Source organism: Rhizobium sophorae, assembly GCF_013087515.1.
GTDB classification, from domain to species: Bacteria; Pseudomonadota; Alphaproteobacteria; order Rhizobiales; family Rhizobiaceae; genus Rhizobium; species Rhizobium sophorae.
Genome location: NZ_JABFCN010000009.1, coordinates 337,777 through 363,953, shown reverse-complemented (window position 1 = coordinate 363,953; position 26,177 = coordinate 337,777). Strand labels below are relative to the sequence as shown.

21 protein-coding genes are annotated in these 26,177 nt (G+C 61.9%); 9 read left to right on the top strand and 12 right to left on the bottom strand.

Annotation, left to right across the window (positions count from 1 at the left end):
* The first annotated feature begins 61 nt into the window (after positions 1 to 61).
* Positions 62 to 895 (top strand): SDR family NAD(P)-dependent oxidoreductase, encoded by an 834-nt coding sequence (locus G9X64_RS06460; protein ID WP_168310171.1) that lies wholly within the window; start codon positions 62 to 64, stop codon positions 893 to 895.
* Here G9X64_RS06460 and G9X64_RS06455 read toward each other — a convergent pair whose 3' ends face one another.
* The 5 genes from G9X64_RS06455 to G9X64_RS06435 all read right to left on the bottom strand — a co-directional run bounded on the left by G9X64_RS06455 (position 896) and on the right by G9X64_RS06435 (position 6,462).
* On the bottom strand, positions 896 to 2,155 hold the full coding sequence (locus tag G9X64_RS06455) for an SAM-dependent methyltransferase (RefSeq protein ID WP_168310172.1): 1,260 nt from the start codon (positions 2,153 to 2,155) through the stop codon (positions 896 to 898).
* Between the two features lie 199 nt (positions 2,156 to 2,354).
* Positions 2,355 to 3,206 (bottom strand): DUF1365 domain-containing protein, encoded by an 852-nt coding sequence (locus tag G9X64_RS06450; RefSeq protein WP_168310173.1) that lies wholly within the window; start codon positions 3,204 to 3,206, stop codon positions 2,355 to 2,357.
* Complete coding sequence (locus tag G9X64_RS06445; protein ID WP_168310174.1) at positions 3,203 to 4,537, bottom strand: NAD(P)/FAD-dependent oxidoreductase; 1,335 nt, start codon at positions 4,535 to 4,537, stop codon at positions 3,203 to 3,205. The genes G9X64_RS06450 and G9X64_RS06445 overlap by 4 nt, the downstream gene beginning before the upstream one ends.
* Positions 4,534 to 5,979 carry a cryptochrome/photolyase family protein gene (locus G9X64_RS06440; protein ID WP_171376204.1) on the bottom strand — a complete coding sequence of 482 codons (1,446 nt, stop codon included), beginning with the start codon at positions 5,977 to 5,979 and terminating at the stop codon, positions 4,534 to 4,536. The genes G9X64_RS06445 and G9X64_RS06440 overlap by 4 nt, the downstream gene beginning before the upstream one ends.
* Positions 5,980 to 6,135: 156 nt before the next feature.
* Entirely contained in the window at positions 6,136 to 6,462 is a 327-nt protein-coding gene (locus tag G9X64_RS06435; RefSeq protein ID WP_168310176.1) for a hypothetical protein, read from the bottom strand.
* A 212-nt stretch (positions 6,463 to 6,674) separates the two neighbouring features.
* Here G9X64_RS06435 and G9X64_RS06430 point away from each other — a divergent pair, with 212 nt between their 5' ends.
* Together G9X64_RS06430 and G9X64_RS06425 are read left to right on the top strand one after the other, a co-directional pair.
* Positions 6,675 to 6,992, top strand: a complete 318-nt coding sequence (locus G9X64_RS06430) for a hypothetical protein (RefSeq protein ID WP_168310177.1) — start codon at positions 6,675 to 6,677, stop codon at positions 6,990 to 6,992.
* Between the two features lie 115 nt (positions 6,993 to 7,107).
* Positions 7,108 to 7,785 (top strand): HAD family hydrolase, encoded by a 678-nt coding sequence (locus G9X64_RS06425; protein WP_168310178.1) that lies wholly within the window; start codon positions 7,108 to 7,110, stop codon positions 7,783 to 7,785.
* A 36-nt stretch (positions 7,786 to 7,821) separates the two neighbouring features.
* Here G9X64_RS06425 and G9X64_RS06420 read toward each other — a convergent pair whose 3' ends face one another.
* From G9X64_RS06420 to G9X64_RS06390, 7 genes are all read right to left on the bottom strand, one after another.
* Complete coding sequence (locus tag G9X64_RS06420; protein ID WP_168310179.1) at positions 7,822 to 10,479, bottom strand: nitrate reductase; 2,658 nt, start codon at positions 10,477 to 10,479, stop codon at positions 7,822 to 7,824.
* Positions 10,480 to 10,815, bottom strand: coding sequence for a nitrite reductase small subunit NirD (gene nirD, locus G9X64_RS06415; RefSeq protein WP_017960132.1), 336 nt, complete (start codon positions 10,813 to 10,815; stop codon positions 10,480 to 10,482).
* 4 nt (positions 10,816 to 10,819) lie between these two features.
* A complete protein-coding gene (nirB, locus tag G9X64_RS06410; protein WP_168310180.1) occupies positions 10,820 to 13,270 on the bottom strand; it encodes a nitrite reductase large subunit NirB in 2,451 nt (816 codons plus the stop codon).
* Positions 13,271 to 13,287: 17 nt separating this feature from the next.
* Positions 13,288 to 14,556: an MFS transporter gene (locus tag G9X64_RS06405; RefSeq protein WP_168310181.1), complete on the bottom strand. Its 1,269-nt coding sequence runs from the start codon at positions 14,554 to 14,556 to the stop codon at positions 13,288 to 13,290.
* A gap of 481 nt (positions 14,557 to 15,037) precedes the next feature.
* A complete protein-coding gene (locus G9X64_RS06400; protein WP_171376203.1) occupies positions 15,038 to 16,318 on the bottom strand; it encodes a CmpA/NrtA family ABC transporter substrate-binding protein in 1,281 nt (426 codons plus the stop codon).
* A gap of 34 nt (positions 16,319 to 16,352) precedes the next feature.
* Complete coding sequence (locus G9X64_RS06395) at positions 16,353 to 16,940, bottom strand: ANTAR domain-containing response regulator (protein WP_168310182.1); 588 nt, start codon at positions 16,938 to 16,940, stop codon at positions 16,353 to 16,355.
* A gap of 85 nt (positions 16,941 to 17,025) precedes the next feature.
* On the bottom strand, positions 17,026 to 18,030 hold the full coding sequence (locus G9X64_RS06390; protein WP_168310183.1) for a LacI family DNA-binding transcriptional regulator: 1,005 nt from the start codon (positions 18,028 to 18,030) through the stop codon (positions 17,026 to 17,028).
* Positions 18,031 to 18,258: 228 nt separating this feature from the next.
* Between G9X64_RS06390 and G9X64_RS06385 the strand changes: the two genes are divergently transcribed.
* From G9X64_RS06385 to G9X64_RS06360, 6 genes are all read left to right on the top strand, one after another.
* Positions 18,259 to 19,398: a sugar ABC transporter substrate-binding protein gene (locus G9X64_RS06385; RefSeq protein WP_168310184.1), complete on the top strand. Its 1,140-nt coding sequence runs from the start codon at positions 18,259 to 18,261 to the stop codon at positions 19,396 to 19,398.
* A gap of 77 nt (positions 19,399 to 19,475) precedes the next feature.
* Positions 19,476 to 21,014, top strand: a complete 1,539-nt coding sequence (locus G9X64_RS06380; protein WP_168310185.1) for a sugar ABC transporter ATP-binding protein — start codon at positions 19,476 to 19,478, stop codon at positions 21,012 to 21,014.
* Entirely contained in the window at positions 21,011 to 22,006 is a 996-nt protein-coding gene (locus G9X64_RS06375) for an ABC transporter permease (RefSeq protein ID WP_171376202.1), read from the top strand. Before G9X64_RS06380 ends, G9X64_RS06375 begins: the two co-directional genes overlap by 4 nt.
* The gene (locus tag G9X64_RS06370) at positions 22,003 to 22,986 is read left to right on the top strand and encodes an ABC transporter permease (RefSeq protein WP_072638700.1); all 984 of its coding nucleotides are present in this window, start codon (positions 22,003 to 22,005) and stop codon (positions 22,984 to 22,986) included. Before G9X64_RS06375 ends, G9X64_RS06370 begins: the two co-directional genes overlap by 4 nt.
* A gap of 117 nt (positions 22,987 to 23,103) precedes the next feature.
* Positions 23,104 to 24,936: a TRAP transporter large permease gene (locus G9X64_RS06365; RefSeq protein ID WP_168310187.1), complete on the top strand. Its 1,833-nt coding sequence runs from the start codon at positions 23,104 to 23,106 to the stop codon at positions 24,934 to 24,936.
* A gap of 13 nt (positions 24,937 to 24,949) precedes the next feature.
* Complete coding sequence (locus G9X64_RS06360; protein ID WP_171376201.1) at positions 24,950 to 25,948, top strand: TRAP transporter substrate-binding protein; 999 nt, start codon at positions 24,950 to 24,952, stop codon at positions 25,946 to 25,948.
* The last annotated feature ends 229 nt before the right edge of the window (positions 25,949 to 26,177 follow it).

Genomic DNA, 26,177 nt, shown 5'->3' with positions numbered 1-26,177 from the left:
GGGGTTGAGGAACTTCCGGACCTGTTTTCGCATTTGATCAGGCAGCCCGGAGGAACATGTCATGCGTGATTTCATTGCCCATCCCGAACATGGAATCGTCTGGATTTCAGGTGCGAGTTCAGGCATCGGCCGGGCGCTTGCACTGAGGCTCGTCGGCGAAGGATACAAGGTCGCCGTCACGGCCAGAAGCCACGAAAAGCTGGTCGAGCTGCAAGCCGAAGCCAATGGCCTCTCGGGCAGTATCATTGTGCTCGACGGCGACGTCACCAATGCCGAGGACATGGAGCATGTCATGGCCTCCATCGAATATGAGCACGGCACGCTCGCCATGGCGATCCTCAATGCCGGCGTCTACCTGCCCGTCCATGCCGAGGATCTGAACCGCACCGATTTCGAGAAGAGCTTTGCCGTCAATCTTTCCGGCGTCGTCAACTGTTTGCTGCCGGCGATCCGCCATATGAAGGCGAAGGGGCAGGGACAGATCGCCATCGTTTCCTCCGTCACCGGCTATGGCGGCCTGCCGACGGGGGCTGCCTATGGCGCTACCAAGGCGGCACTGATCAATATGGCCGAAAGCCTGAAATTCGATCTCGACAAGATGGGCATCCGCATCCAGCTCGTCTGCCCGGGCTTCGTCGATACGCCGGCAACGAGGAAGAATGCCTTTCCGATGCCGTCGCTGGTGTCGGTCGAGGAGGCCGCCCGGGAGATTGCCGCCGGATTGAAATCGCAGGCCTTCGAGATCACGTTTCCGAAGCGCTTCACCACCATGCTGAAGCTCGCGCGCCTGCTCCCCTATAGCGTTTATTTCACGCTGGTGAACCGCGTGACCGGCTGGCGGGAGCGGCCGCCATCGGCTGGTCGCCACCCGGTGACACCGCATGCGGCGGAATGATCAACGGCGCGAGAACACGACCTGGCGCACATCGATATTGCGGGCGCGGAAGCCGGCCTCGCAATAGAACAGATAGAATTCCCAGAGCCGCTTGAAACGCTCGTCGAAGCCCATCGGGCGGATGCGTTCCCAGACCGACCAGAAACGCTCGCGCCATTCGGCGAGCGTACGGGCGTAGTCGAGCCCGAAGCCGAAATCCTTGACCAGCGACAGATCGACCTTGCCGGCAAGTTCGGCCAGATGGTTGCGCGTCGGCAGCATGCCGCCGGGAAAGACATATTTCTGGATGAAGTCAGGGTTGCTGCGATACTGGTCGAAGGACTCGTCCTTGATCGTGATGATCTGCAGGCCGGCCTTGCCGCCCGGCTTCAGACATTGCCTGAGCTTCGAGAAATAGGACGGCCAGTATTTCTCGCCGACCGCTTCGAACATCTCGATCGAGACGATCCGGTCGTAGAGCCCTGCTTCATCGCGGTAATCCTGGAAGCGGAATTCCACGCGGTCGTCGAGGCCGGCCTTGCGGATGCGCTCCTCGGCAAATGCAAGCTGCTCACGGCTGATCGTCAGCCCCGTCACCTTGCAGTTCAGCTCACTTGCGGCAAATTCGGCAAAACCGCCCCAGCCGCAGCCGATCTCCAGCACGTGATCGCCAGGCCCGATGCCGGTTGCCTCGGCAAGCGCCCGGTATTTGGCATTCTGGGCCGATTGCAGATCGTTGGCGCCGGTCGAATAGAGTGCAGAAGAATAGGTCATGCTCGGATCGAGCCATTCCCTGTAGAAATCGTTGCCAAGATCGTAATGGGCGGAGATGTTGCGCTTCGAGCCCGTTTTGGTATTGGCGTTCATCCAATGGCGGACGCGCTCGAAGAGGCGGCCGACGCCGCCCTTACCGTGCGCATAGCTGTGCGCGGCCTCGCCGTTGACGAGGAAGAGTTCAAGGAAGGCGGTGATGTCGGGGCTGTCCCAATCGCCGTCCATATAGGTTTCGGCTACCCCGATCGTGCCGCTCGTCAGCGCCCGATAGGCAAGGTTCCAATTGTTGAGGCTGAGCGCCGCCTTCGGCCCGGGCTGCTTGCCCTCGATCAGCAGTCTGCGGCCGTCGGGAAGGGTGACGGCAAGCGACCCGTGCTGCATACGCAGAAGTCCGCGCAGCGCCAGTTTCGCCTTGAAGGGCAGCCCCTTTACCAGACGAGATATGTTCTCCCCCGTCAGCGTCACCGCGTCACGGGCCAGCAGATTCCAGTCCTGGGCCTTGCTCATCTCTCCTCCTCCAGCATTTTTTTGCCGGTTAGGGACGGCGATACATCCGTGACGATACGCTCGACCGGCCCCCGGCCATTGCATTGAAGGCTACTGCATAATTCCGCAAATCGGAACTGATTTGCGGATAAAATTAAGCAGCAGTTCAAAGCGTTACAGCGTCCTTTGCGCGTCTGAAAAGACGCGCGGCGCGGTAATGTCATTCCGCCGCGTCCGCAAGCGGGCGGGCCGGTCGGATGCTGACTTCAGGCGGAGGCGCCGGACGCCTCACGTAGCGCGCGCCCTTCAGCCACAATTTCAGCGCTTCCCAATGGATGCCGGCGATGATCTTCAAGGTGAGGAAGGGGATGCGCGCCGTCAACCCCAGCAGCGAGGCGCTCGTCAACGGCACCTGCCGTCCGGAAAATGTCGCCGAGAGAAGCGGGCCTTCGCTGTCGTTTTCCAGGATGCGCCAGCGGATTTCGTCACCGGGCGGCAGCATGCGGAAATGATAACGCGCCGCCATACCGATGAAGGGCGAGACATGGAAGAGCTTGTCGCAGCTCTGGCGAAGCCCGCTTTCCGACATCTCCCCATGGTCGACCGGACAGACATAGCTGTGCCGCTCGCCGAAAGTATTGCGCACTTCGTAGATCATCGCGACGACTGCGCCACCGGCATCATAGGCGTGATAGACGGAAAGCGGGTTGAAGACATAGCCGAGAATTCGGGGATAGCAGACGAGCAGAATCCTGTCTGCGCGGTCGAGCCCCGCCTCGGCGAGCAGCCGGTCGGCGTAGGCGCGCAGCGACGTGTCCCCGGGTCTTGCATGGTCCTTCTCGTGAAACGAGACGAGATTGCGTCTGTTGACGGAAAACAGCATCGATAACCGGCCAGCCTCGTCCAGCCTGTCGAGATCGACAAGCAGCGAGAAGACACGGTAGCGGAAGCGATGTCCGAACGGTTTCATGCGTTGGTGCATGATCTCGCCGACATAGAGCGCTGCGGCGGCATCCGGTGGGGCGCCGTTGGCTGCTGCGTTCATGCCACGTTTTTCGCCGCGCCCTGTCATGTCGCCGCATCCGGTTGGGGGTGCCGGGAGGTTCGGATAGTCCGCCAGGGTATGATCCCGCCCAAGGCCTCCGCCGCCGCCAGACCGGAAACGAGACCATCCTCATGGAATCCGTACCCCGTCCAGGCACCCGCAAAATGGCAACTATTCTGTCCTTGAATGGTCGTGAGCGCCTGTTGAGCGCTTATGGCTTCCGCCGAAAATTGCGGATGTTCATAGGTGAATTCGGCAAACACCTTATGGGGGTCCGGCTCGCGGTCGGGATTGAGGGTCACGAACAGCGGGAGTTTCTCGTCGATGCCCTGCAGCCGGTTCATCCAGTAAGTCACGGCCACGTCCGCGTTTCCGTCTTCACGGCTGGAGCGCAGATAATTCCATGAGGCCCAAACCTTGCGCCGCTTCGGCATCAGCGATTGGTCGCGATGCAGGACGACGCGGTTCGGCTGGTAGGGGATAGCGGCAAGCAGCCTGCTTTCCCGATCGGTGGCATCGGCGAGCAGGCGGGCTGTCTGATCGCTGTGGCAGGCGAAGATCAGCTTGTCGAACGGGTGTTCGATCCCCGCCTCGTCGATGATCGTGACGCCGCGCTCGGAGCGGATGACGCTGCGCACGCCGCAGGAGAGTTTCAGGCGTTCGCCGAGCGGCCTAAGCAGCTGGTCGAGATAGGTGCGGCTGCCGCCGGTCACCGTGCGCCACGGGTGCTGCCGGCGATAGATCAGCCGGTGATTGTCGAAGAAATTGACGAACTGCTCAGCGGGAAACTGCAGCATGCGGGCTGATGGTGTCGACCAGATCGCCGCCGCCATCGGCACGAGATAGTTGTTGGTGAAACCGGGCGAGAAGCCGCGCCAGTCGAGATAATCGCCGATCGAGCGCGAGGCGAGATGACCGGCGCTGCGATCTTCGAGGCAGGTGCGGTTGAAGCGGAGAATCTCGCGGATCATCCACAAGAACGAGGGCCGCAGCAGGTTGCGCTTCTGCGCGAAGATCGAGGACAGTCCGCCGCCGCTCCATTCCAGTCTGCCGCGGTCGAGCGAGAGCGAAAAGCTCATATCGCTTGCATGCGTCGCGATGCCGAGCTCGGCAAACAGCGCCGTCAGATTGGGATAATTCTGCTCGTTATAGACGATGAAGCCGGTATCGACCGCAATTTGTACCCCGTCGTAATCTACGTCGACCGTCGCCGTATGGCCTCCGGCCCGCGCCTGGCTTTCATACAGCGTAACGTCATGCACCTGACACAGCGCCCAGGCTGCGGAGGCGCCCGAGATGCCGGAGCCGATGACGGCGATCCTCAGCCGGCGTGGAGCGGGACGGAAGTGCGCGTTCATGCTGCATCCCTTGTTGCGTGGTAAGCGGCGAGCGCGCGATTGCGAGCGCTTGCGTGATCGACGATCGGTTTCGGATAGGTTTGGCCAAGCGTGATGCCAGCCTCGTCGAGAATGCTCTTCGGCGCCTCGAACGGCCGGTGGATGTATTTTGCCCCGAGCTCTCGAAGCTCCGGCACATAGGTCCTGACATAGTCGCCGTCGGGATCGAATTTTTCGCCCTGCAGCGCCGGATTGAAGATGCGGAAAAATGGCGATGCATCGGCTCCCGAGCCCGCCACCCATTGCCAGCTTGCGGCATTGTTGGCGGGATCGGCATCGACAAGTGTATCCCGGAACCAGGCTTCGCCCCGGCGCCAATCCACCATCAGATCCTTGATGAGGAAGGAGGCAACGATCATGCGCACGCGATTGTGCATCCAGCCATGGCGCCAAAGCTGGCGCATGCCGGCATCGACGATCGGATGTCCGGTCATGCCGCGGCGCCAGGCCTCGAAATCTCCGCTGTCGTTGCGCCATTCGAAGCCGTCGAAACGATCGTTCCAGTTGGCCGAGGCAAGACGCGGAAAATGGAAAAGCAGGTGATAGGAGAATTCGCGCCAGGCGATCTCCTTGCGAAAATGCACGATGTCGGCCGCCGGCACGCGTTGCGACAGGCCGCGTGTGGCATCCCAGATGCGGGCAGGGGATATCTCGCCCAGCGCCAGATGCGGCGACAGCATCGACGTCGCCGGCCTTGCTGGATAGTCTCGGTTTTCCTTGTAGCCGTCGAGCGCATCTTCGACGAAGGCACGTAGCTTTTCGTGCGCGCCATCTTCGCCGGGTGTCCACAGATCGGTGAAATCGCCGGCCCAGTCCGGTTTCGTCGGGAGCAGCTTCCAGCTCTCCAACGTTTCCGGAAGTTGCGATGTCAGCCGCAGTTTCGCCGGCGCGTCCAGTGGTGGCTCCGGTTCGCCGGCGCCCTCCACTGCGCGCCAGAATGGCGTGTAGACGCGATAGGGCGTGCCATTGCCGGTCATCAGACGGGAAGGTTCGTGCAGCAACTGGCCGCCGAAGCTTCTCACCTCGATCGCCTGCTTTTCCAATTGGTGCTTGATAGAGATGTCGACCGACGTTCCTGATGGATCGTAGCGCCGGTTCCAGAAGACGGCTTCGGTACCGCTTTCCTTGATAAAGGCGCAGAGCACTTCGAGCGCCTCGCCGCTTGCAAGCACAAGCCGTCCCTGCCGCTTGCGCAGCGACCTGTCCAGCGCTTCGAGTGAGTGATGCAGCCACCAGGCCTGCGCAGCACCCAGCGGACCCGTGCCTGCTGCCTCCGGTTCTCTAATATAAAGCGGGATAATCGGCCGCCCGGAGCGATGGGCGGCGGTGAGTGCCTGATTGTCGTCAAGGCGCAGATCCTTGCGAAACCAGAGGATGACCGGTTTTGCCGCGTCCTTTGCCAATAAAGCCGTTCCCCGCCTGTGTTGTTTTCAACCCGCTACGGATGTACGGAACGCCCGGATCAAAAGTTTCATCCGGCGGAAAAAGTTTTCACGGCTGTCGGCGACATGAAAAAGGCCGGCGTGAACCGGCCTTTTCTGAGAGCGGCAGTCTGTCGCTTAGTTGTCGTATTCGCGGCAGGCATCGCTGATCGATGCGCCACTCTGGCCGCCGCGCGTGTCGACGCCGGACATCTGTTGCGGCAAGCCGGGGCATTCCATCGTCTGCGGTCGGCCGATGCTCTGTGTCGTCGTCGGATCGGCCGGCGAGACGGGTACCGGACGAATGCCGTTGTCATCGTTGGTGTAATCGGATGAATAGCTACCCGAACCGGGATCGGTCGAGCCGCCATTCGTTGGCCCGATCGGACTCGGGTTAGACTGGGCAAAAGCCGACGACGCCATGCCGATCGCGAGTAGCGAAGCGGCAATAAGGGATCTAGACATGGAATATCCTCCTTGGATTTTCATCTGGGATGACCCTGGGTCACTGCCTGATTGAATCATTGTTCCGAAATTTGCAGAAAACCTGCCTTCAAGCCTCGCTGCGTACCCGGCATGGTTATGCGTAAACCTTAACGGGCGATGTCGCTGGATCGGCGCCGGCGCATGTCTTACTTGCATGCGGAGATACTAAAAAACCGTGGCATGAGGCCGCTATGTTCATCTCCTTTCGCGAAGCCGCAGATCTCGGTCTTCAGATCGTACTTGCACTCACCTTGACGATGAGTGGCATGGCGGTCGCCTCCTACGCCGTCAGGAATGACAAGGCTAAAATTTCAGCGATCGACGTCAGCCGTCCCTCACTCTGGACCGCAGCTCCGATGCGCGTCGATCCGGCCACGCAAGCCTACCTGCGCGCCGATGCTTCGGCCGCACTGGAACTCGCCGATGGTGCCGACGACCTCTGCCACGACCCGATCGGCCTCCGGCTTTCCTGCGACTTGATCGTCACCTCCGGCACGGGGGCTTTTTAGGTGAAGGCGGTCGGGAGGCGTCACCGCCATTCCCGAAAGCTTGCAAAACCCAATGATTTGCCGTTTCATCGCGATAGCGACCACCGTCCGACTCTTTCCCTGAAGGATCAGCCTTTTGTCTATGCCGATGCCCCGCGGCTTCGAGAAGCCCTATGCCGCCTTCCTGTTCGATATGGACGGCACCATCCTCAATTCGATCCGTGCGGCCGAGCGTGTATGGAGCGACTGGGCAAGGCGTCACGGGCTCGATGTCGCCACCTTTTTACCGAAGATGCATGGATCGCGCGGCATTGACACGATCACACGGCTGAACCTGCCGGGAGTCGATCCCGAACATGAATCGAAGCTGGTGACCGAGGCCGAAATCGCCGATGTCAGCGACGTCGTGGCCATTCCCGGCGCCGCGACCTTTCTGAGTTCACTGCCGCCGGATCGCTGGGCGATCGTCACCTCCTCGCCGTTGCGCCTTGCTCACCGACGGCTGGAGGCAGCAGGCTTGCCGGTGCCGAAATTCATGGTGACGGCGGAGGACGTGAAGGTCGGAAAACCCGACCCGCAATGTTATATCCTGGGCGCCGAGCGCCTCGGCGTCAGCACGCAGGATTGCCTGGTGTTCGAGGATGTCGCAGCCGGCATTACCGCGGGCGAGGCGGCGGGTGCCGATGTCATGGTCATCACGGCAACGCATCACCAAAAGATGGAGACGCCGCACCCGACGCTTTCATCCTATGATGAGATCTCGGTCCGCATCTCCTCCGATCACAAGATGCTTATCGTCCCGAACGCGGCCTGACGGTGCTCGGCTGCGTCCTGCTTGCTTCTGCGCGGATCACTCCGCTGCTGCGGCAAGACAGCGATCGATGATGCTACCGATTTCGCTGCGGCAGGAGCCGCAATTGGTTCCAGCGCTGGTTTCCTTGCCGACCGCCTCGACGCTGTGACATCCGCCGCGCACGACAGCAGCGATCTGGTTGACCCCGACACTGAAGCAAGAGCAGACGGTGGCGCCCGGATCCGGCCTGCCTGCGCCGGGACGACCCGCAACGAGCGCAAAGCGTTTCCTGAGGTCGCCATGCGAGGCGGAGAGCTGCGAGATCGCCCAGTTGCGCGCGACAGCGACGGGCTCGCGTGCCAGAAACAGCGCGGCAAGCAGGACGTCGCCGTCGAAGAAGGCGAGCCTGAGGTCGCCCGATTGCCGGTCGGCATAACCAAGAGGTTCGATCTCGGCCGGAATGGCGAAAACAGCCCGGCACCAGGCCGTCCAGTCTTCGACGTTTTCGCCGAAGGCAAGCTCCAGCCGCCAGCCGCCGGCGGCTTTCGCCAGCGCCCAATAGGCCGCGTCGGGCGTGGCGGGTTTCGTGGCGGAGACGGCGAAGCCGTAATGGGCGGCGCGGAAGGGCCGGACGGCGACGGCCACGTTCTTCGACGCCGGCTGACCGGAAATGGGATCGGTTATCGGCGCGACCACGGCGTCGATCCGTGCTCTTGCGGCGAATTGGTCGTTCCAGTGCATCGGCGCAAAGATGCCGCCACGGGCTTGGCGATCGGTCACCAGCGCCCTGACGATTGCCTTGCCGTGCGGGCTGTCGATCTCGACCAGGCTGGCACTTGATATGCCGGTCTCGATCGCGTCGCGCGGATGGATCTCGGCAAAGGGTTCGGCGATATGGGCGGAAAGCCCCGCGCTCTTTCCGGTTCGCGTCATCGTGTGCCACTGGTCGCGGATGCGCCCGGTATTCAGCGTGAAGGGATACTCGGCATCGGTGCGATCGGTTGCGGGCGGTTTGACCGCGACGAAGCGCGCCTTGCGATCGGGATGGAAGAAACCGCCCTCGGCGAAGAAGCGGGTGATGCTCGGTTCTGTCCCTGCCGCCTGCGGCCACTGGAAGGGCGACAGTTCGTCGTAAGCCCCGCCGCTCATGCCGGCGCGCGCGCCGATGTCGAAGTCGCGGCGGCCGTTATTTTCGAAGGCGGAAAGCGCTGCGTGCTCGTCGAAGATTGCCGCCGGCGCATCAAAATCGAAGGCGGCGGCAAATCCCATGCGGCGCCCGACCTCCGCAAGCTGCCACCAGTCTGCCCTTGCATCGCCGGGGACGTCGAGAAACGGCCGCTGCCTTGAAATGCGCCGTTCGGAATTGGTGACGGTGCCATCCTTCTCGCCCCAGCCGAGCGAGGGCAAAAGCACATTTGCGTGCCGGGTCGTATCCGTCTCTTTCAGGATGTCGGATACAACGACGAAGGGACAGGCGGCGATCGCGCTTTCGACGCTGTCGGCATCCGGCATCGAGACGACGGGATTGGTTGCCATGATCCACAGCGCCTTGATGCGTCCGTCGGCCACGGCTTGGAACATGTCGACCGCCTTCAGGCCGGGTTTCGCGGCGATGACCGGCGAGTTCCAGAAGCGTTGTACACGGTCTCGGTCCTCGGCATTCTCGATCGCCATATGGGCGGCAAGCATATTGGCGAGACCGCCAACCTCGCGTCCGCCCATGGCGTTCGGCTGGCCGGTCAGCGAAAACGGTCCCATGCCGGGGCGGCCGATGCGGCCGGTCGCCAGGTGACAGTTGAGGATGGCATTGACCTTGTCGGTGCCGGAGGAGGATTGGTTGACGCCCTGGCTGTAGCAGGTCACGACCTTCGGCGTCGTCTCGAACAGGCGGAAGAACTCCCTGATCTGCATGGCAGGCAGGCCGGTCCGTTCCAGGAGTTCGTTGATGTCGAGCGCGGCGGCCGTCGCAAAAGCGTCTCCGAAACCTTCTGTATGGGCGCCGATATAATTCTGGTCGATTGCCGGGCTGGTCGCGAGATGGGCAAGCAGTCCCATGAACAGCGCAACGTCGCCATCAGGACGGATGGCGAGATGCAGGTCGGCGATGTCGCATGTCATCGTCCGGCGCGGATCGATGACGACGATCCGCATGTTTGGCCGCGCCGTCTTTGCGGCGGCAAGCCGCTGGTAGATGACGGGATGACACCAGGCAAGGTTGGAGCCGGTCAGGATCACCAGATCCGCAAGTTCGATATCCTCATAGGTCCCGGGCACCGTATCGGCGCCGAAGGCGCGGCGATGCCCCGCCACGGAAGAGGACATGCAAAGCCTTGAATTGGTGTCGATATTGCCGGAGCCGATGAAGCCCTTCATCAGCTTGTTGGCGACATAGTAATCCTCGGTCAGCAACTGGCCCGAGACGTAGAAGGCAACGGCGGCAGGCCCGTGTTCGGCTATCGTTTCAGAAAAGCGGCGGGCGACCAGAGCAAGCGCCTCGTCCCAGCCGCTCTGTTGGCCTTCGATCTCGGGATGGAGAAGCCGGCCATCGAGATCGATGGTTTCGGCAAGGGCTGAACCCTTCGAGCAGAGCCGGCCGAAATTCGACGGATGCTCGGGATCTCCTTTGACGCTGACTGCGCCGGCCGCGTCGACCGTGGCGATTACGCCGCAGCCGACACCGCAATAGGGACAGGTGGTCTTGACCTCCGCCGCCATCTATTCCGCCGCCATCATCAGGCTTTCCAGAGCGATGAACAGCCTGCCGTCTTCGTTCAGCACCTGGATCGTCCGAACCTCGCCTTCATCGGCGCCGAGAGCCTTGCCTGTTTCCAACGAGATAACCCAGTTGTGCAGCGGGCAGGTGACTGACTTGGCGTGGACGATGCCCTGGGAGAGCGGGCCGCCCTTGTGCGGGCAGTGATCCTCGATGGCAAAGACCTCGTTTTCGGCCGTGCGGAAGACGGCGATCTTGCCTTGCGGCGTCTTCACGCAGCGCGCGCCGCGCAGCGGGATGTCGGAGATGTCACCGATTGCGATCCAGTTCATGTCCATCTCCTTATTCTGCAGCCTGCGGATAGCCGATCGTCGCCATCGGCTTGAACTCATGCTTGTCCTTGCCGGAAACACGCTCCGACCAGGGGTCGACCTGGGCAAATTTTTGGCTGAAGACGAAGCGCTCGTAATAGGCTTTGCGCTTTTCGGCATCACCCATGATCTGGCGGCGGATTTCCTCCAGGCCGATGCGCTTTGCCCATTTGTAGATGCGCTCGAGATAGCGGGCCTGCTCGCGATACATCTGCGTCAGGGCCACGATATGCTCCAGCGCCTCGTCCTCGGTCCGGACAAGCCCGAGGACCTCCGTGCCCTTGATGTCGAGACCGGCCGCACCGGCGAAATGGATCTCGAAACCGGAATCCACGCAGATCACACCGATGTCCTTGCAGGTTGCTTCCGCGCAGTTGCGCGGGCAGCCGGAGACGGCCATCTTCAGCTTGGCCGGCGTCCAGGAGCCCCACATGAACCTTTCGATCCGGATACCGAGGCCGGTGGAATCCTGCGTGCCGAAACGACACCAGTCGGAGCCGACGCAGGTCTTCACCGTGCGCAGACCCTTGGCATAAGCCTGGCCGGAGACGAAACCGGCCTTGCCGAGATCGGCCCAGACGGCGGGCAGGTCTTCCTTTTCGATGCCGAGCAGGTCGATGCGCTGGCCGCCGGTGACCTTCACCATCGGGATCTCGAACTTGTCGACGACATCGGCGATGGCGCGCAGCTCGTTCGAATTGGTGACACCGCCCCACATGCGCGGAACGACGGAGTAGGTGCCGTCCTTCTGGATGTTGGCGTGCACGCGCTCATTGATGAACCGCGACTGGTAGTCATCGGCATATTCGTCCGGCCAGTCGCAGACGAGGTAATAGTTGAGGGCCGGCCGACATTTGGCGCAGCCGCACGAGGTCTTCCACTCGAGCTCCTGCATGACGGCAGGGATGCTTTTCAGCCCCTTCGCCTTGATCAGCCGGCGAACGTCGTCATGGCCGAGTTCGGTGCAGGTGCACATCGGCTGGACGGCAGTCGGATTGTAGCTGTCGCCGAGCGTCAGCGCCATGAGTTGTTCGACAAGGCCGGTGCAGGAGCCGCACGAGGCGGATGCCTTCGTGTGGGCGCGCACATCGTCGAGCGACGTCAGCCCTTTGCCTGAAATCGTCGAAGTGATCTTACCCTTGCATACGCCGTTGCAGCCACAAATCTCCGCGTCATCCGGCAAGGCTGCAACGGCCGCCATAGGGTCCAGCGGCGACCCTCCCTGATAGGCCTGTCCGAAGATCAGCGTCTCGCGCATCTCCGAAATATCGGTTGCCTTCTTCTTCAGGTCATTGAACCAGGCACCATCGGCGGTCTCGCCGTAAAGCACGGTGCCGATGATCTTATTGTCCTTCAGCACCAAGCGCTTGTAGACGCCGGCGCTGGCATCGCGCAACACGATCTCCTCGCGGTCGTCGCCGTCGGCGAAGTCACCGAGTGAATAAAGCTCGATGCCGGTGACCTTGAGCTTGGTCGGCGTATCCGCATGAACGAAGGCCGGCGAGCGATCGCCGGAGAGATGCGAGGCGGCGATACGGGCCATTTCATAGAGCGGCGCAACGAGGCCATAGACCATGCCGCCCACCTCGGCGCATTCGCCGAGCGCGAGAATATCGCCGTCCGAGGTCTGCATGCCGGCATCGACGACGATGCCGCGATTGACCGCAAGGCCGGCGTCCTTTGCCAGGCCTACACTCGGACGAATGCCGACGGCCATCACAACCAGCGTTGCCGGGATGATGCGGCCGTCGTCAAGCTCGATGCCCTCGACCTTGCCGTTGCCGACGATCGCCTTGGTGTTGGCCTTGCAGATGACCTTGATGCCGCGTTCCTCGACCGCCTTCTGCAGCAGATAGCCGGCAGCGGGGTCGAGCTGGCGCTCCATCAGCGTCGGCATGACGTGCAGGACGGTGACGTCCATGCCGCGCTGGGCAAGACCGGCCGCTGCTTCCAAACCAAGCAGGCCGCCGCCGATGACGACAGCCTTTTCGCGCGACTGAGCGGCAAGCAGCATCGCCTGCACGTCGTCGAGATCGCGATAGGTGATGACGCCGGGCAGATCCTTGCCGGGAACGGGGATGATGAAAGGCACGGAACCGGTTGCGATCACCAGCTTGTCATAGCTTTCGGTGACGCCGTGGTCGGAGGTGACGGTCTTGGCGGCGCGATCGATATTGACGATCTTATGGCCCTTGTAGAGCATGATGCCATGCTTGATATACCAGCCGTCACCGTGAATGATGATCTGCTCGTAGTCCTTTTCTCCGGAGAGAACCGGCGACAGCATGATGCGGTCGTAATTGACGCGCGGCTCGGCATTGAAGATCGTAACTTCATAGCGTCCGGGCGCCTGTTCGAAGAGGTGCTCCAGCATGCGCCCGGGCGCCATGCCATTGCCGATGATGACAAGTTTTTCGGTCATATTTCCAGGTCCTTAGATCAGGTTGCAGCCACGGGCGCCGAGTGCCCTTGGCGCGACAGTTGCTTTACGGACAGGTGCATCCAGATGAGAGAGATCACGACGATCGCAAAGAGCAGCAGGAAACAGCTGGACCAAAGGCCGGTCATGTCCTTGAGGAGGCCAAAGGCAATCGGAAGGATGAAGCCGCCAAGGCCGCCCATCATCCCGACGACGCCGCCGACTGCGCCGACGTTTTCGGGGTAATAGGCTGGAATGTGCTTGTAAACGGCAGCCTTGCCGAGGCTCATGAAGAAGCCGAGCACGAAGATGACGACGATGAAGATGACGGGGGTGATGCCGAACGCCGGACCCGTCCCGCCACTGGAAGCAGCCGGCAGCGAAAGGATGAGGGTGGCCACGGCCGACACGGCAAGCATCGTATACATCACGCTACGCGCGCCCTTCTTGTCCGACAGCACGCCGCCGAAGGCGCGGAAAATGCTGCCCGGGATGGAATAGGCGGCCGCGACCATGCCGGCGGTTTCCAGGTTGAAGCCGTAGACGCCGACCAGATAGCGCGGCAGCCACAGCGACAGGGCGACGAAGCCTCCGAAGGCGAAAAAATAATAGAGCGAGAAGCGCCAGACCTGAACGTTCTGCAGCGGCGCGAATTCCTGGGCAAAACTCTTGGAGGTAGCGCCGCGTTCGCGGCGGAGACGGAAGGCCGGATCATCGGTCGTGGTGAACCAGAAGACGATTGCCATCAGTGCCAGGCCGACGGCCCAGATCTCCGCAACCGCCTGCCAGCCCCATGCGAGCAGCACGAAAGGGGCGGCGAATTTGGTCACAGCCGCGCCAACATTGCCGGCGCCGAAGATGCCGAGCGCGGTTCCCTGCTTCTCCGCCGGGAAGAAAGGCGAGACATAGGCGACACCGACTGCGAAGGAGCCGCCAGCGAGGCCGACGCCGAGGCCGGCGATCAGCATCTGCGTATAGGTCTGGGCGTAAGAGAGCAGAAAGGTCGCCAGTGCGGCGGCCAGCATGGTGAGCGTGTAAACGAGACGGCCGCCGTAACGCCCCGTCCAGATGCCAAGGACGATGCGCACCAGCGAACCGGTGAGCACGGGGGTGCCGACCAGCAATCCGAACTCGGCCTCGTTCAGGCCAAGATCCTGCTTGATGCGAATGCCGATGATCGCGAAGATCGTCCAGACGGCAAAACAGAGCGTGAAGGCTATAGTGGAGATCCACAATGCCTTGGCTGGTTCGCCGGCGGACATGGACTGTGATTTCTCGATGACAGACATAACTTCTCCGAGGCCCGACAAGGTCGTGCCGATCCATCGCTGAGGGTTAAAACAAAAAGCCGCTGGTCAGGACGCGCATACCCGAGGCGCGCAAAATATCCTGATCAGCGGCTTTGCTGGTGGCGCCCGCCGTTGGACGCCGAATTCTTGGGCCTTCTGGCCCATTTGCCTGGACGCAATCCGTTGGCCAGATTGCTCAAGCTAAAACCTACCTCTTCAATCCGAAGAGTAATCTCTGTGTCTTCCGTGAGCGTCTATCGCGCGCTCACTCTGCGCTGATCGTCATTGACCGGTGCTACAAAGGCCATGCAAACTGCGTGCCAGTTTTGTGACCTACGTTCAATCCGCTGAATACAAATGATATTTTACGAAACGCGCCGCCTGCTTGTTTTTCGGGCCGCCACCCGCTCATGCAAATATTTTGTGCGCTTGTCGTGAGGCGGGCAGATGCTTGCTGGCGTTTTGTGCAGGCCGGCATCGGTTAGACCTCGTCGTCGGAAACGAAGGGGAGGGCGCTTTTGACGGCAAAACCTGCGACATAGTCCGGCAGCCTCGCCGGGTCGAAGACGTGGCCGTCCATGAAACGGTCGCCCTCGTCACTGCCTTCGATGCGGATATCGGCATCTTCTGGTGCGCTGTCGTCACCGAGAGCCGTGCGATAGAGATCCGGGCGGTAGGCGGACGCGGCCGCCCTTGCCATGTTGAGGCTGATCTCGGCCTGTCCCCAGCGGATCATCTGGCTGTAAATCCACAGCGCCTGGCTCGGCCGGGGATAATTGGCGAAGCCGGAATGGAACATGAAATAATCGGCAATGATGCGGCGGTTACCCTTTGCGTCGAGGCTGAATTCGCCGGCGAGCACACGGCGAATAATCTCGACGGGGGCAGCGATATAGCGCGGGTCGGCAAGGGCGGCCGCCAGCGCGTCGTGATTTTCCGGCCGGTCGCACCACTGGGCTGCCGCGTCGAGGGCCACGATCAGCCGAGAAACGGTTTCCGGATGGCTTTCCGCCCAGTCCGGCCGCATGCCGATCACCTTTTCCGGTGCCGACGGCCAGATATCCTGCTTGGCGGCAACGATGCGGCCGACGCCGCGCTCTGAAGCGACCATGTTCCACGGCGCGCCGACGCAGAAACCGTCGATCGCACCGGCTGCCAGCGCATCCGAAGTCATGGGCGGCGGCACCACAACAAGCCTGACGTCCTTGTCGGGATCGATGCCGCCGGCCGCCAGCCAGTAGCGGAATTCGTAATTGTGCGAGGAGAAGGGATAGGTGACCCCGAAAGTCGGCAGCGGCTCGCCGCGGGCCTTCATTGCCGCCAATGTTTTTGCCAGGGCGCGGGCATTGTCGAGCGCGCTTGCCGTTTCGGGCAATCCCGCGTCATTCCGCATCCTGTCGAAGAACCGCGTCGACAGCGTGATCGCGTTGCCGCCGCGCCCCAGCGAAAATGGCGTGATCGTCGGTGAGGGATTGGAGCCGAGGCCGAGCATGGAGGCGACGGGCATCGGCGACAGCATGTGGGCGATGTCGAACTGGCGGAATGCCAGGCGGTCACGCACATTCGCCCAGGAGACGTCCTTGACGAGATCGAGCGTCAGGCCTTCCTTCCGCGCGAAGCCGAATTCTGCGGCCGCAATCAGCACCGATGCATCGACGAGCGGAATGAAACCCGCCCGCAGTACTTTCGGTCCTTCGTTGTTCACCCGCCCGGGCGAGGGCATGTCGCCGCCGGAGTTGGAGGTCTTCGTCATCATATCCACTCCGGTTTCCTCCGGAAATTCATCAGGTCGGCCATTACATCAACAGCCCCGCGGCAGTGACGACGCTCTGGGCAATGTCCGACATCTTCTTCTTTTCGTTCATCGCTGTCTGGCGCAGCAGGGCGAAAGCCTCTTCCTCGGAGAGGCCGCGCATCTTCATCAATATGCCCTTGGCGCGCTCGACCAGCTTGCGTTCCTCCAGCGCGGAGCGGGCATCGGCAAGTTCCCGCCGCAGCCGGTTGAAGGCATTGAAGCGGCTCACGGCCATGTCGAGGATCGGTTTGACGCGTTCCTTCTTCAATCCATCGACGATATAGGCCGAGACGCCGGCATCGACGGCAGCCTCGATCGAGGCCGTGTCGGACCGGTCGACGAACATGGCGATCGGGCGGCTGACGGTGCGCGTCAGCTGGAACAGATGCTCCATCATGTCGCGGTTGGGATTTTCGATATCGATGATGATCACATCGGGCATCAGCGTTTCGATGATTCGCGCGATGCCGTTGACCTCATGCACGACGGTGACGCGCGTATGCCCTGCCTCGCGCAGGCCTTCTTCGATGATGGAGGCGCGAATGGCATTTTCGTCGATCACCAGAATTGTCAGATCGAGATGCGTCATGGCTATATTCATGAGGCAGTGCAGCAAATTTGGCAAGCGCGTCAGCCTGAAAAGTGTGCAAAAATTAAGTATGCACAATATATGATCAGATTGCCGTGCTTTCGCGCGGAACCAAGGCAAAGGCGAGGTCGATCTGCTCGGCCCTCGATACCACGGAGGAATTCAACGCGGCAAGCACCCTTTCGGCCGCGAGTTTTCCGGTTTCGAAACGCCGAGTCGCGATCGAGGAGAGGGAGGGTGCGGCGCAGGCGGCGAATTCCAGGTCGTGAAATCCGATGATCGAGATGTCATCGGGCACACGGATGCCGCGTTTGCGGCATTCCTGCATGGCGCCGAGCGCCAGATTGTCGTCAGTGCAGAAGATCGCCTCGGGCACGTCGCCACGTTCATGCGTCATGGTGAAGAGGTCGGAGCCGAGTGCCACGGAGCTATGGCGTGGCCTCTCGGCGATGATCTCCAGATTCGGCAGCCCCGCCTCCTGCATCGCCAGCCGGTAGCCGTCGAAACGCGACTGGGCGCGGTGGTCGAGATTGCCGGTCAGGAAGGCGATCCGGCGGAAACCCCGTTCGATCAGGTGCTGCGTCGCCGTCTGCCCGGCATGCTCCTGCGACATGCCGATGTTGAGGTCGATCGGGTTTGGAGAAAGCTCGAAGGTCTCGACAACGGGCAGACGAGCCTGGGCGAGAAGCTGACGCGAGAGCGGCGTATGATGAGTGCCGGCGATGATGATCGCCTCCACCCTTTGCCCGAGTAATGCCTTGATGGCGTTTTCCTCCTCGATCTCGGAATAGCGGCTGTTGACGACGATCACCTGGAAGCCGGCGGCGACCAGCACCTCGTGAAGCGCAAACAGATATTCCGCGAAGATAACGTTGTAGAGGGTCGGAACGATGACGCCGATCGCATGCGTGCGCGAGGAGGCGAGGCGGCTCGCGGCAATATTCGGCACATAGCCGAGTTCCTTGACGGCGGCATCGACGCGCAGCCGCAGGCGTGGCGAGACGGCATCGGGCTTGCGCAGCACCCTCGAAACCGTGATCGGGCTGACGCCGGCAAGATTTGCCACGTCATCAAGTGTTATCCGCCGCATGCAAGTCCCGCCATTCGTCCCATAATATTGATTCTCATATTCTTTAAAAATAGAGAATATTCGCTCATTGTTGTAGTTGACAGCGCTAGCAGATACGATTTGACAGCGCTGTCAACTATGTTAACCTAAAATTGTACCGGAAAGGGACGGGGTGGAGCCTTCCGGGACCAAGTATGCAAATCAAAGCATAGGAGAGGCGGCTCGGTCCGCCTGAGGAGGAGAACATTCATGTTTAAGGTGAAAGAAGCCAATTTGGCTCGCATTGCCGCGTTTTCCGTATCCGCGCTTGCCCTGCTCTGCGGCGCGGCCAGTGCGGAACCGAAGGTCGTGTCCGGTCCGGCCGCCGAGCCCGGCTGCATGGTGCCGTGGGCAGCCGACACACAGTTCCTGCAATATCCGAAGAAGGACGGCCCCTATCGCATCGCGCTCGCCAACGGCTATATCGCCAACACCTGGCGTATCCAGATGGTGCAGACGGCCAAGGCCTACGCCGCCCAGCCCGATGTCGCGGCCAAGCTGAAGGAGTTCAAGGTCGTTTCCACAGGCGAGGATGTGCCGGCGCAGATTTCCGCCATCAACAACTTCATCGATGCCGGTTATGATGCCATCGTCGTCAACGCGCAGAACCCGACCGCCTTCGGGCCGGTGATCAAGCGCGCCAAGGAGGCCGGGGTCGTCCTTGTCGCTTTCGACAATATCCTGGACACCAAGGACGCTATCAATGTCAACGTCGACCAGAAGGGGCTCGGTGTCCTCTGGGCCGACTGGCTGGTGAAGCATCTGCCGAACGGCGGCAAGGTGCTGGAAGTGCGTGGCGTCGCCGGCACCTCGGTCGATACGGATCGCCACAACGGCATCCACGAAACCCTGGACGCCTCGGGCAAGAAGTTCACGGTAACCGAGGTCGTCGGAAAATGGGATGACGGCGTTGCCCAGAAGGCAACCGCTGACGCGATCGCCACCAACGGCCCGTTCGACGGCATCACTGCCCAGGGCGGCGATACCGGCGTCGTGCAGGCGATGATCGATGCCAAACATCCCTTCGTGCCCTTCGGCGGTGAGACGGAAAATGGCTTCCGCAAATTCTGCGCTGCCCATGCCGCCGACGGCCTGAAGTGCTCGTCCGCCGGCACCGGCCCGGCCCAGGTCGCCGTCGCCATCAAGACGGCGATTGCAGCCCTTGAGGGTCAGGTCGTGCCGCAGGCCGTCAAGCTGCCGACCGCGATTGTTTCGGATCCTGATTTCAAGGAAGGCGAGGATTATTATCCCACCCAGTCCGACAACTTCTTCGTCGGCAATTCCTTCCCCACCTGCGGCATTAATTTCAGCGCTCAGGAAATCATGGGGCAGTCCAAAGAGAACCAATAGCAGCCGTCCTCCGGATCTGATTGCGGGTGTTCGCACCCGCAATCTCGAAGGTGATAGACCGAATGGAGGCTGGATGCATGACCTTGCCCGAACCGCTTTTCCGCATGGAAGGCATATCGAAACGCTATGGCGGTGCCGTCGCGCTTAAGGATGCCGATATCGCCATCCGGCCGGGCGCGATCCATGCCGTCCTCGGCGAGAACGGCGCCGGCAAATCAACGCTGATCAAGATCATGGCGGGCGTCGTGGCGCCTGATGAAGGACGCATGCTGCTCGACGGTAAGGAGATCGCCTTCGCCTCGCCGGCCGCCGCCAATGCGGCGGGCATCGTCTGCGTTTTCCAGGAGCTTTCGCTGATCCCCGACCTCTCGGTCGCCGACAACATCGTCATCAGCAATCCACCGCTGAAATTCGGCATGATAGACCGGCGCAGGCAGCGGCGGATCGCCGAGGAAGCGTTGGCGCGCGCCGGCGCCTCCGACATTCATCCGTCCGCCTTGGTCAAGGACCTCCCTCTGTCCCGGCGGCAAATGGTCGAGATCGCCAAGGCGCTTGCCCGCAAGCCGCGGCTGATGATCCTCGACGAGGCGACCTCGGCGCTGACGCAGTCGGATGTCGAAAAGGTCTTTGCCGTGCTGAAGCGCCTGCGCGCCGAGGGAATGGCGCTAATCTATATCTCCCACCGCATGCACGAGATCGCCCAGCTGGCGGATGAGTGCACGGTCTTCCGCAACGGCCGCAGCATCGAATCCTATCCGGCCGGCACGAAGACCGACCAGCAGGTGGTGGAGCTGATGATTGGCCGCGAATACAGCAATGTCTTTCCGCCGAAACCGGCGCATCGCGGAGAGGTAAAGCCGGTCCTTTCCTGCCGCGACCTTTCCTGGGGCGATAGGCTTTCCGGCATCACCTTCGATATCAAGCCCGGCGAGATCATCGGCGTCGGCGGCCTGGACGGGCAGGGACAGCGCGAATTGCTGCTGGCCCTCTTCGGCGTGCTGCGCGATGTGAAGGGTGAAGTCGTAATCGACGGCAGGCCGGTGACGCTGAAAAGCCCGCGTGATGCCAAGTCCGGCGGCATATCCATGGCGCTGATCCCCGAGGATCGGAAGACCGAAGGGCTGATGCTGCCGATGACCGTGCGCGAGAACCTGTCGATTGCAGCCCTCGACCGCGTCTCGCGCAACGGCGTCATCGATCGGGCGGCCGAACGACGCGAGATCGACGATCTGTTCAAGCTGTTGGCGATCAAGGCCGCGACGATCGACATGCCCGTTGCCGCGCTATCCGGCGGTAACCAGCAGAAGGTGGTTATCGCCAAATGGCTGATGAACAGGCCGCGTATCATCCTGCTCAACGATCCGACGCGCGGCATTGACGTCGGCACCAAGCAGGAAATCTATCTGCTGCTGCACAAGCTTGCCGATGCGGGCGCGGCGATCATCTTCTACTCCACCGACTATGATGAACTGATCGGCTGCTGCGACCGCGTGCTCGTCATGTATGACGGCCGCATCATCCGCGAGCTCGAAGGCGCCGAGATCAACGAGCACGAACTGATCGGCGCAGCTCTCAACATCGCCGGCGACCACGTGGCGCAAAGGATTGCCCCATGAACAAGCATGCTTCCGGCGACCGGCGGTTCTGGTATGCGCAGCAGAAGGGAACGCTGTTTGCCGCACTCCTCTTCGTCGCCATGTTCGCCCTCTACGTCTCGAACCACCCGGCGGGCTTCACGCCCAACGTCGTGCAGACGGCTTCGAACAAGGCGACGCTGCTCGCCTTCGTCGCCATGGCGCAATGCCTGGTCGTCATCACCGCCGGCATCGATCTCTCGGCCGGCATGGTTCTGGTCCTCTGCAATTGCCTCGCCTCCTGGCTGGTCGTCGGCACGCCGCTGCAGACGGGAACTGGCATCGCCGTGGTGCTGCTCGCCGGGCTGGGCTGCGGCATGCTGAACGGGCTCATCATCATCTTCGGCCGGCTGCAGCCGATCGTGGCGACGATCGCGACCAGCGCGATCTTCTATGGGCTGGCGCTGTTGCTGCGACCGACGCCCGGCGGCTCGATCAACGAGGATTTGGCCGATGCCTTCACCTCGAAGCTCTTTGGGATCGTTCCGGCAAGCCTCGTGGTTCTCCTCGCCGTCATTGTCGTCATCTGGGTTCCGTTCAGCCGCTCGGCGATCGGCAGGGCGGCCTATGCGGTGGGTTCGGCCGAGAACGCCGCCTATATGTCGGCAATGCCGGTCAAGCGGGCGAAATTCACCGCCTATGCATTGGCGGGACTGCTTTCGGCGATCGGCGGGCTCTATCTCACCTTTTTCTCCTATACCGGCGAAGCGGCGTTTGCGAGCGGCAACGCCTACACGCTCTATTCGATCGCGGCGGTGGTGCTCGGCGGCGTTTCCCTTGCAGGAGGCAAGGGAAGCGCCGTCGGCGCTGTCTTCGGAGCCCTGGCCTTTCGCACGATCGGCGACCTGCTCTTCGTCTTCGATTTCGATCCGCTTTGGCAGCCGCTGTTCCAGGGCGTGGTGTTGATGCTGGCGATCAGTATCGGCTGCATCGGGCTTGCCAGGGTCCGCAATCGGCTGGAGTGGTTTCAATGAGCGAGGAAGCGTCCCTCATGCGGCAGCTTCGAGTGCCCACACGCCTGCGCGGTATCGATCCGGCGGTGGCAACCGCCTTCGGATGCATCATCCTGCTTCTGCTCGCCGGATCGATCTATTCGCCGAATTTCTTGTCGCCGGATTATCTACTGCAGCAGCTGAAGGTGGCCTCGTTCCTCGGCGTCATCGCCACCGGCATGATGGCGGTCATCCTGCTCGGCCAGATCGACCTTTCGGTGCCATGGGTCGTGACGACAGGTGCGATGATGGCCTGCGCCGCGACGGCTTATGGTACGACCGGCTCGGTTCTGGCGATCCCCTTCGGCATTTTCTGCGGCGCTGCGATCGGTCTCGTCAACGGCCTGGCGGTCGCCTATCTCCGCATTCCCTCGATGATCATCACGCTGGCGACCAATGCCGTCGCGCAAGGGCTGATGGTCGTCTACACCGGCGGCTTCTCCCCGCAGGATTCGGCCACGCCGGCCATGCGGTTCCTGGCAACCGGCTACACAATCCCGGGACTCCCTAACGGGGTTCTCGTCTGGCTATGCGTGGGTTTGGCCGCGGTTTTCATGCTGACGCGGACGACCTTCGGCCGGTCGCTCTACGCCATCGGAAACCGGGAGCGCGCCGCCTACATGTCCGGCATCAATACTCGTCGCATTACGCTTCTGGCTTTTGTTATTTCGGGAGGGCTCAGCGCGCTCGGCGGCGTTCTGCTGGCGGGTTACGCGTCAAAGGCGTCGCAATCCATGGGCGACGCCTATCTGCTGCCGTCGATCGCGGCCGTCGTTCTCGGCGGCACGCATGTGCTCGGCGGCAAAGGTTCCTACCTCGGAACGGTGGCGGGCGTAATCCTGATCACCCTGCTGCAATCCATCCTCTCGGTGATGCAGATCGAGGAAGCCGGCCGCCAGCTCATCTACGGCGCCGTCATCATCGGCATGCTCCTGCTCTACGGCCGCCAGAAGCCGGCCTGATCGGCGCTGTCGATACTTTCATCTTTTCCAGCATCCGCTGCTTGAGGAAACCTATCGTTTCGGCGAAAAGAAGCTGCCGCGGTTCGATGTCAGCAGGGAAGTCAGAAGGTACGTTTTGTGGTCACCAGCGAATTTCATTCGATCGAACGGACCGCTCTGGATGATGGACTTGTTGCGCGCGCCTTGAAGGCGATCGAAGCGGTTCTCGGCATTGCCGCGGCACTCGTTCTTGCCGTGCTGCTCTTGATGGTGCTCGTCACAGTTTGCCTGCGTTATTTCTTTAGCGCCGGCTTCATCGGCGCCGAGGATCTCGGTATCTGGCTGCATGTGGGTCTGATCGCGCTCGGCGCGCCGCTCAGCCTCAACAGCGCGCTTGCCATGCGCCTCGACGTCTTCGTCAAAATGCTGCCGGAAGGCCTGCAGAAGGTCACGCGGATCGGCGCGGATGTCTTCACCGTGCTTTCGGCGCTGATCCTGAGCGTCGGTGGCAGCGAGATCATGACGATGCTTGGCGGCGTCTCCCCGACGCTCGGCGTTCCGGAATGGATCCGCTTCGGCTTCCTCGGCGCCGGCGGCGCGCTGATCCTCATCGTGCTGCTTCTGCAGCGCATCGCCGAAGGCAAGATCCTGCCGGTCTTGATCTCGCTTGCCGTCGGTGTCGCGCTCTATGCCGGCATCCCGCATGTCTCGCTCGATCTCGACTGGCCGCCGAGCGTTTTTCTCGGACTGATCGCCGCGGTCGGCCTCGTGCTTGCCGCGCCGCTGCCACACGCCTTTCTTGCCGCAGCCTATGTCGTCATCGCCTTCGGCAGCAGCCTGCCTGAGCCGGCGATCGTTTCCGCCACCGTCACCGGCGTCTCGAAATTCCTGTTGCTCGCCATTCCCTTCTTCCTGCTCGCCGGCGGCCTGTTGACGGCCTCCGGCGTCGCCAACCAGCTCGTGCGCTTCGCTGCCGCCATGGTCGGTCATCGCCGGGCGGGGCTGGCGCAGACGACGCTGTTGACCAGCGTTCTCTTTTCCGGCGCCTCCGGCTCGTCGGTCGCAAATGCCGCTTTCGGCGCATCGACCTTCCAGCCCGAGCTGGTCAAACACGGCTATCGGCCAGCGCAGGCGGCGGCAATCATCGCCTCGACATCGGTTCTCGACAATGTCATCCCGCCTTCGATCGCATTTCTCATCCTTGCGACGGCGACCAATCTTTCCGTCGGCTCGCTGCTCGTCGGGGGCTTCTTCGCCGGTAGCCTGATGGCCATATGCCTGGCGGTCGCCATCCATCTGACGGTCAGCGAACAGGTGCCGATGCCGCGCGCAAATGCGAAACAGCGTTGGCAATCGGCGGTCCAGGCGATCCCGGCTTTCGGGCTCGGCATCATCGTCGTCGTCGGCATCCGCATCGGCATCGTCACGACCACGGAAGCCGCCGCTCTTGCTGCTTTCTACACGCTGTTGCTCGGCATCGGTGCGCGCCTCGGCATTCTCTCGCTCTATGCCGCTTTTCGCCAGGCAGCAGTCGAAGCGGCGGCGATCGGCCTTCTCATCGGCACGGCCGGCCCCTTTGCCTTTTTGCTGGCGGTCGACGACGTGTCGGGGCTGATCTCGCATCTGACGACGGTGCTCGGCGGCAGCGCGCTTGCGGTCATCCTGCTGTCGAACGTCATCCTGCTGGTCGTCGGCCTCGTTCTCGATATCGGCGCCGCGATCCTGCTCTTCGGCCCGATCCTGCTGCCGGCAGCGGTCGCCGCCGGCATCGATCCCATTCAGTTCGGGGTGATCATCGTCGTCAACCTGATGATCCACGGACTGACGCCGCCGCTCGGCATGCTGATCTTCGTTGTCAGCGGCGTTACGCGCATTCCAGCCTCAGAGCTCTTTCGGGCGGTCGTTCCCTATCTGCTCGCTCTCCTGGTCTCGCTCGCAATCCTCTGCGCCTGGGCCATCATCTTCTCGTAAACAGGACAACCCCATGGACAATTTCAACCGCCGCAATTTCCTGAAGACCGCAGCGCTCACTGGTGCGGCGCTGGCGGCGCCCGCCTTCGTCCACACCGCCGCCGCCCGCACGACGACGATCACCATCGCTTCGCTGCTCGGCGACGACAAGCCGGAAACGAAGATCTGGGTGAAGATCGGCGAACTGGTCGAAGCGAAGCTTCCCGGCCAGTTCAAGTTCAATATCGTCAGAAACGGTGCGCTCGGCGGCGAGAAGGAAGTGGCCGAAGGCGTGCGCCTCGGCTCCATCCAGGCCAGCCTGTCGACGGTCTCGTCGCTCTCCGGCTGGGCGCCGGAACTGCAGATCCTCGATCTGCCCTTCCTTTTCCGCGATGCCGACCATGTTCGCAGGACCGTCGCCGGCGATGTCGGCGCCGACCTCAAGCAAAAACTGCAGGCGCAGAATTTCGTCGTCGGCGATTTCATCAATTACGGCGCCCGCCATCTCCTTACCAAGGAACCGGTGACGCGGCCCGAGCAGCTAAAGGGCAAGCGCATCCGTGTCATCCAGAGCCCGCTGCATACCAAGCTCTGGAGCGCATTCGGCACCACGCCGATCGGCATTCCGATCACCGAGACCTATAATGCGCTCGCAACCGGCGTCGCCGACGCGATGGATCTGACCAAATCGGCCTATGCCGGCTTCAAGCTCTATGAGGTCGTGCCCGATATGACCGAGACTGGCCACATCTGGGCATCCGGCGTCGTCTATTATGCCTCGACCTTCTGGGCCGGCCTCAACGACGAGCAGAAGGCGGTGTTCCAGCAGGCTTCCAGCGAAGGGGCTGCCTATTTCAACCAGTTGATCGTCGACGACGAATCCAAATCCGTCGAGACTGCACTTGCCAACGGCGGAAAGCTCTTGAAGCCGGAAGCCTTCGACGAATGGCAGAAAGGCGCCCAGGGTGTGTGGGACGATTTCGCACCTGTTGTCGGCGGCATCGACAGGATCAAGTCGGTCCAGGCAGCCTGAGTGAGGGGCAGGGCGGTTATCCTGCAGCTTTTGACGGGACCGACGGAAAAACCATCGGTCTCTTCATCGCGCGCACTTACCGGAAAAATAATGCCGGAGCAGGCCGGAAATCGAAAGAGCATGCCTTCGGCGATCGTGGTATATGACTTACTTAAAATCCTGGAATGGGAAGTTTTTACCTTCGGCCGGTGCGATCCTGTTGACCGCAATCTCGCGACCGCTTCCGGCG

Coding starts and splice junctions, on each gene's coding strand:
- G9X64_RS06360 (WP_171376201.1), top strand. CDS start 24,950: ATGGACAATTTCAACCGCCGCAATTTCCTGAAGACCGCAGCGCTCACT.
- G9X64_RS06370 (WP_072638700.1), top strand. CDS start 22,003: ATGAGCGAGGAAGCGTCCCTCATGCGGCAGCTTCGAGTGCCCACACGC.
- G9X64_RS06455 (WP_168310172.1), bottom strand. CDS start 2,155: ATGAGCAAGGCCCAGGACTGGAATCTGCTGGCCCGTGACGCGGTGACG.
- G9X64_RS06375 (WP_171376202.1), top strand. CDS start 21,011: ATGAACAAGCATGCTTCCGGCGACCGGCGGTTCTGGTATGCGCAGCAG.
- G9X64_RS06435 (WP_168310176.1), bottom strand. CDS start 6,462: ATGTCTAGATCCCTTATTGCCGCTTCGCTACTCGCGATCGGCATGGCG.
- nirD (WP_017960132.1), bottom strand. CDS start 10,815: ATGGACATGAACTGGATCGCAATCGGTGACATCTCCGACATCCCGCTG.
- G9X64_RS06450 (WP_168310173.1), bottom strand. CDS start 3,206: ATGACAGGGCGCGGCGAAAAACGTGGCATGAACGCAGCAGCCAACGGC.
- G9X64_RS06460 (WP_168310171.1), top strand. CDS start 62: ATGCGTGATTTCATTGCCCATCCCGAACATGGAATCGTCTGGATTTCA.
- G9X64_RS06420 (WP_168310179.1), bottom strand. CDS start 10,479: ATGGCGGCGGAGGTCAAGACCACCTGTCCCTATTGCGGTGTCGGCTGC.
- G9X64_RS06405 (WP_168310181.1), bottom strand. CDS start 14,556: ATGTCTGTCATCGAGAAATCACAGTCCATGTCCGCCGGCGAACCAGCC.
- G9X64_RS06430 (WP_168310177.1), top strand. CDS start 6,675: ATGTTCATCTCCTTTCGCGAAGCCGCAGATCTCGGTCTTCAGATCGTA.
- G9X64_RS06445 (WP_168310174.1), bottom strand. CDS start 4,537: ATGAACGCGCACTTCCGTCCCGCTCCACGCCGGCTGAGGATCGCCGTC.
- G9X64_RS06380 (WP_168310185.1), top strand. CDS start 19,476: ATGACCTTGCCCGAACCGCTTTTCCGCATGGAAGGCATATCGAAACGC.
- G9X64_RS06395 (WP_168310182.1), bottom strand. CDS start 16,940: ATGACGCATCTCGATCTGACAATTCTGGTGATCGACGAAAATGCCATT.
- G9X64_RS06385 (WP_168310184.1), top strand. CDS start 18,259: ATGTTTAAGGTGAAAGAAGCCAATTTGGCTCGCATTGCCGCGTTTTCC.
- G9X64_RS06390 (WP_168310183.1), bottom strand. CDS start 18,030: ATGCGGCGGATAACACTTGATGACGTGGCAAATCTTGCCGGCGTCAGC.
- nirB (WP_168310180.1), bottom strand. CDS start 13,270: ATGACCGAAAAACTTGTCATCATCGGCAATGGCATGGCGCCCGGGCGC.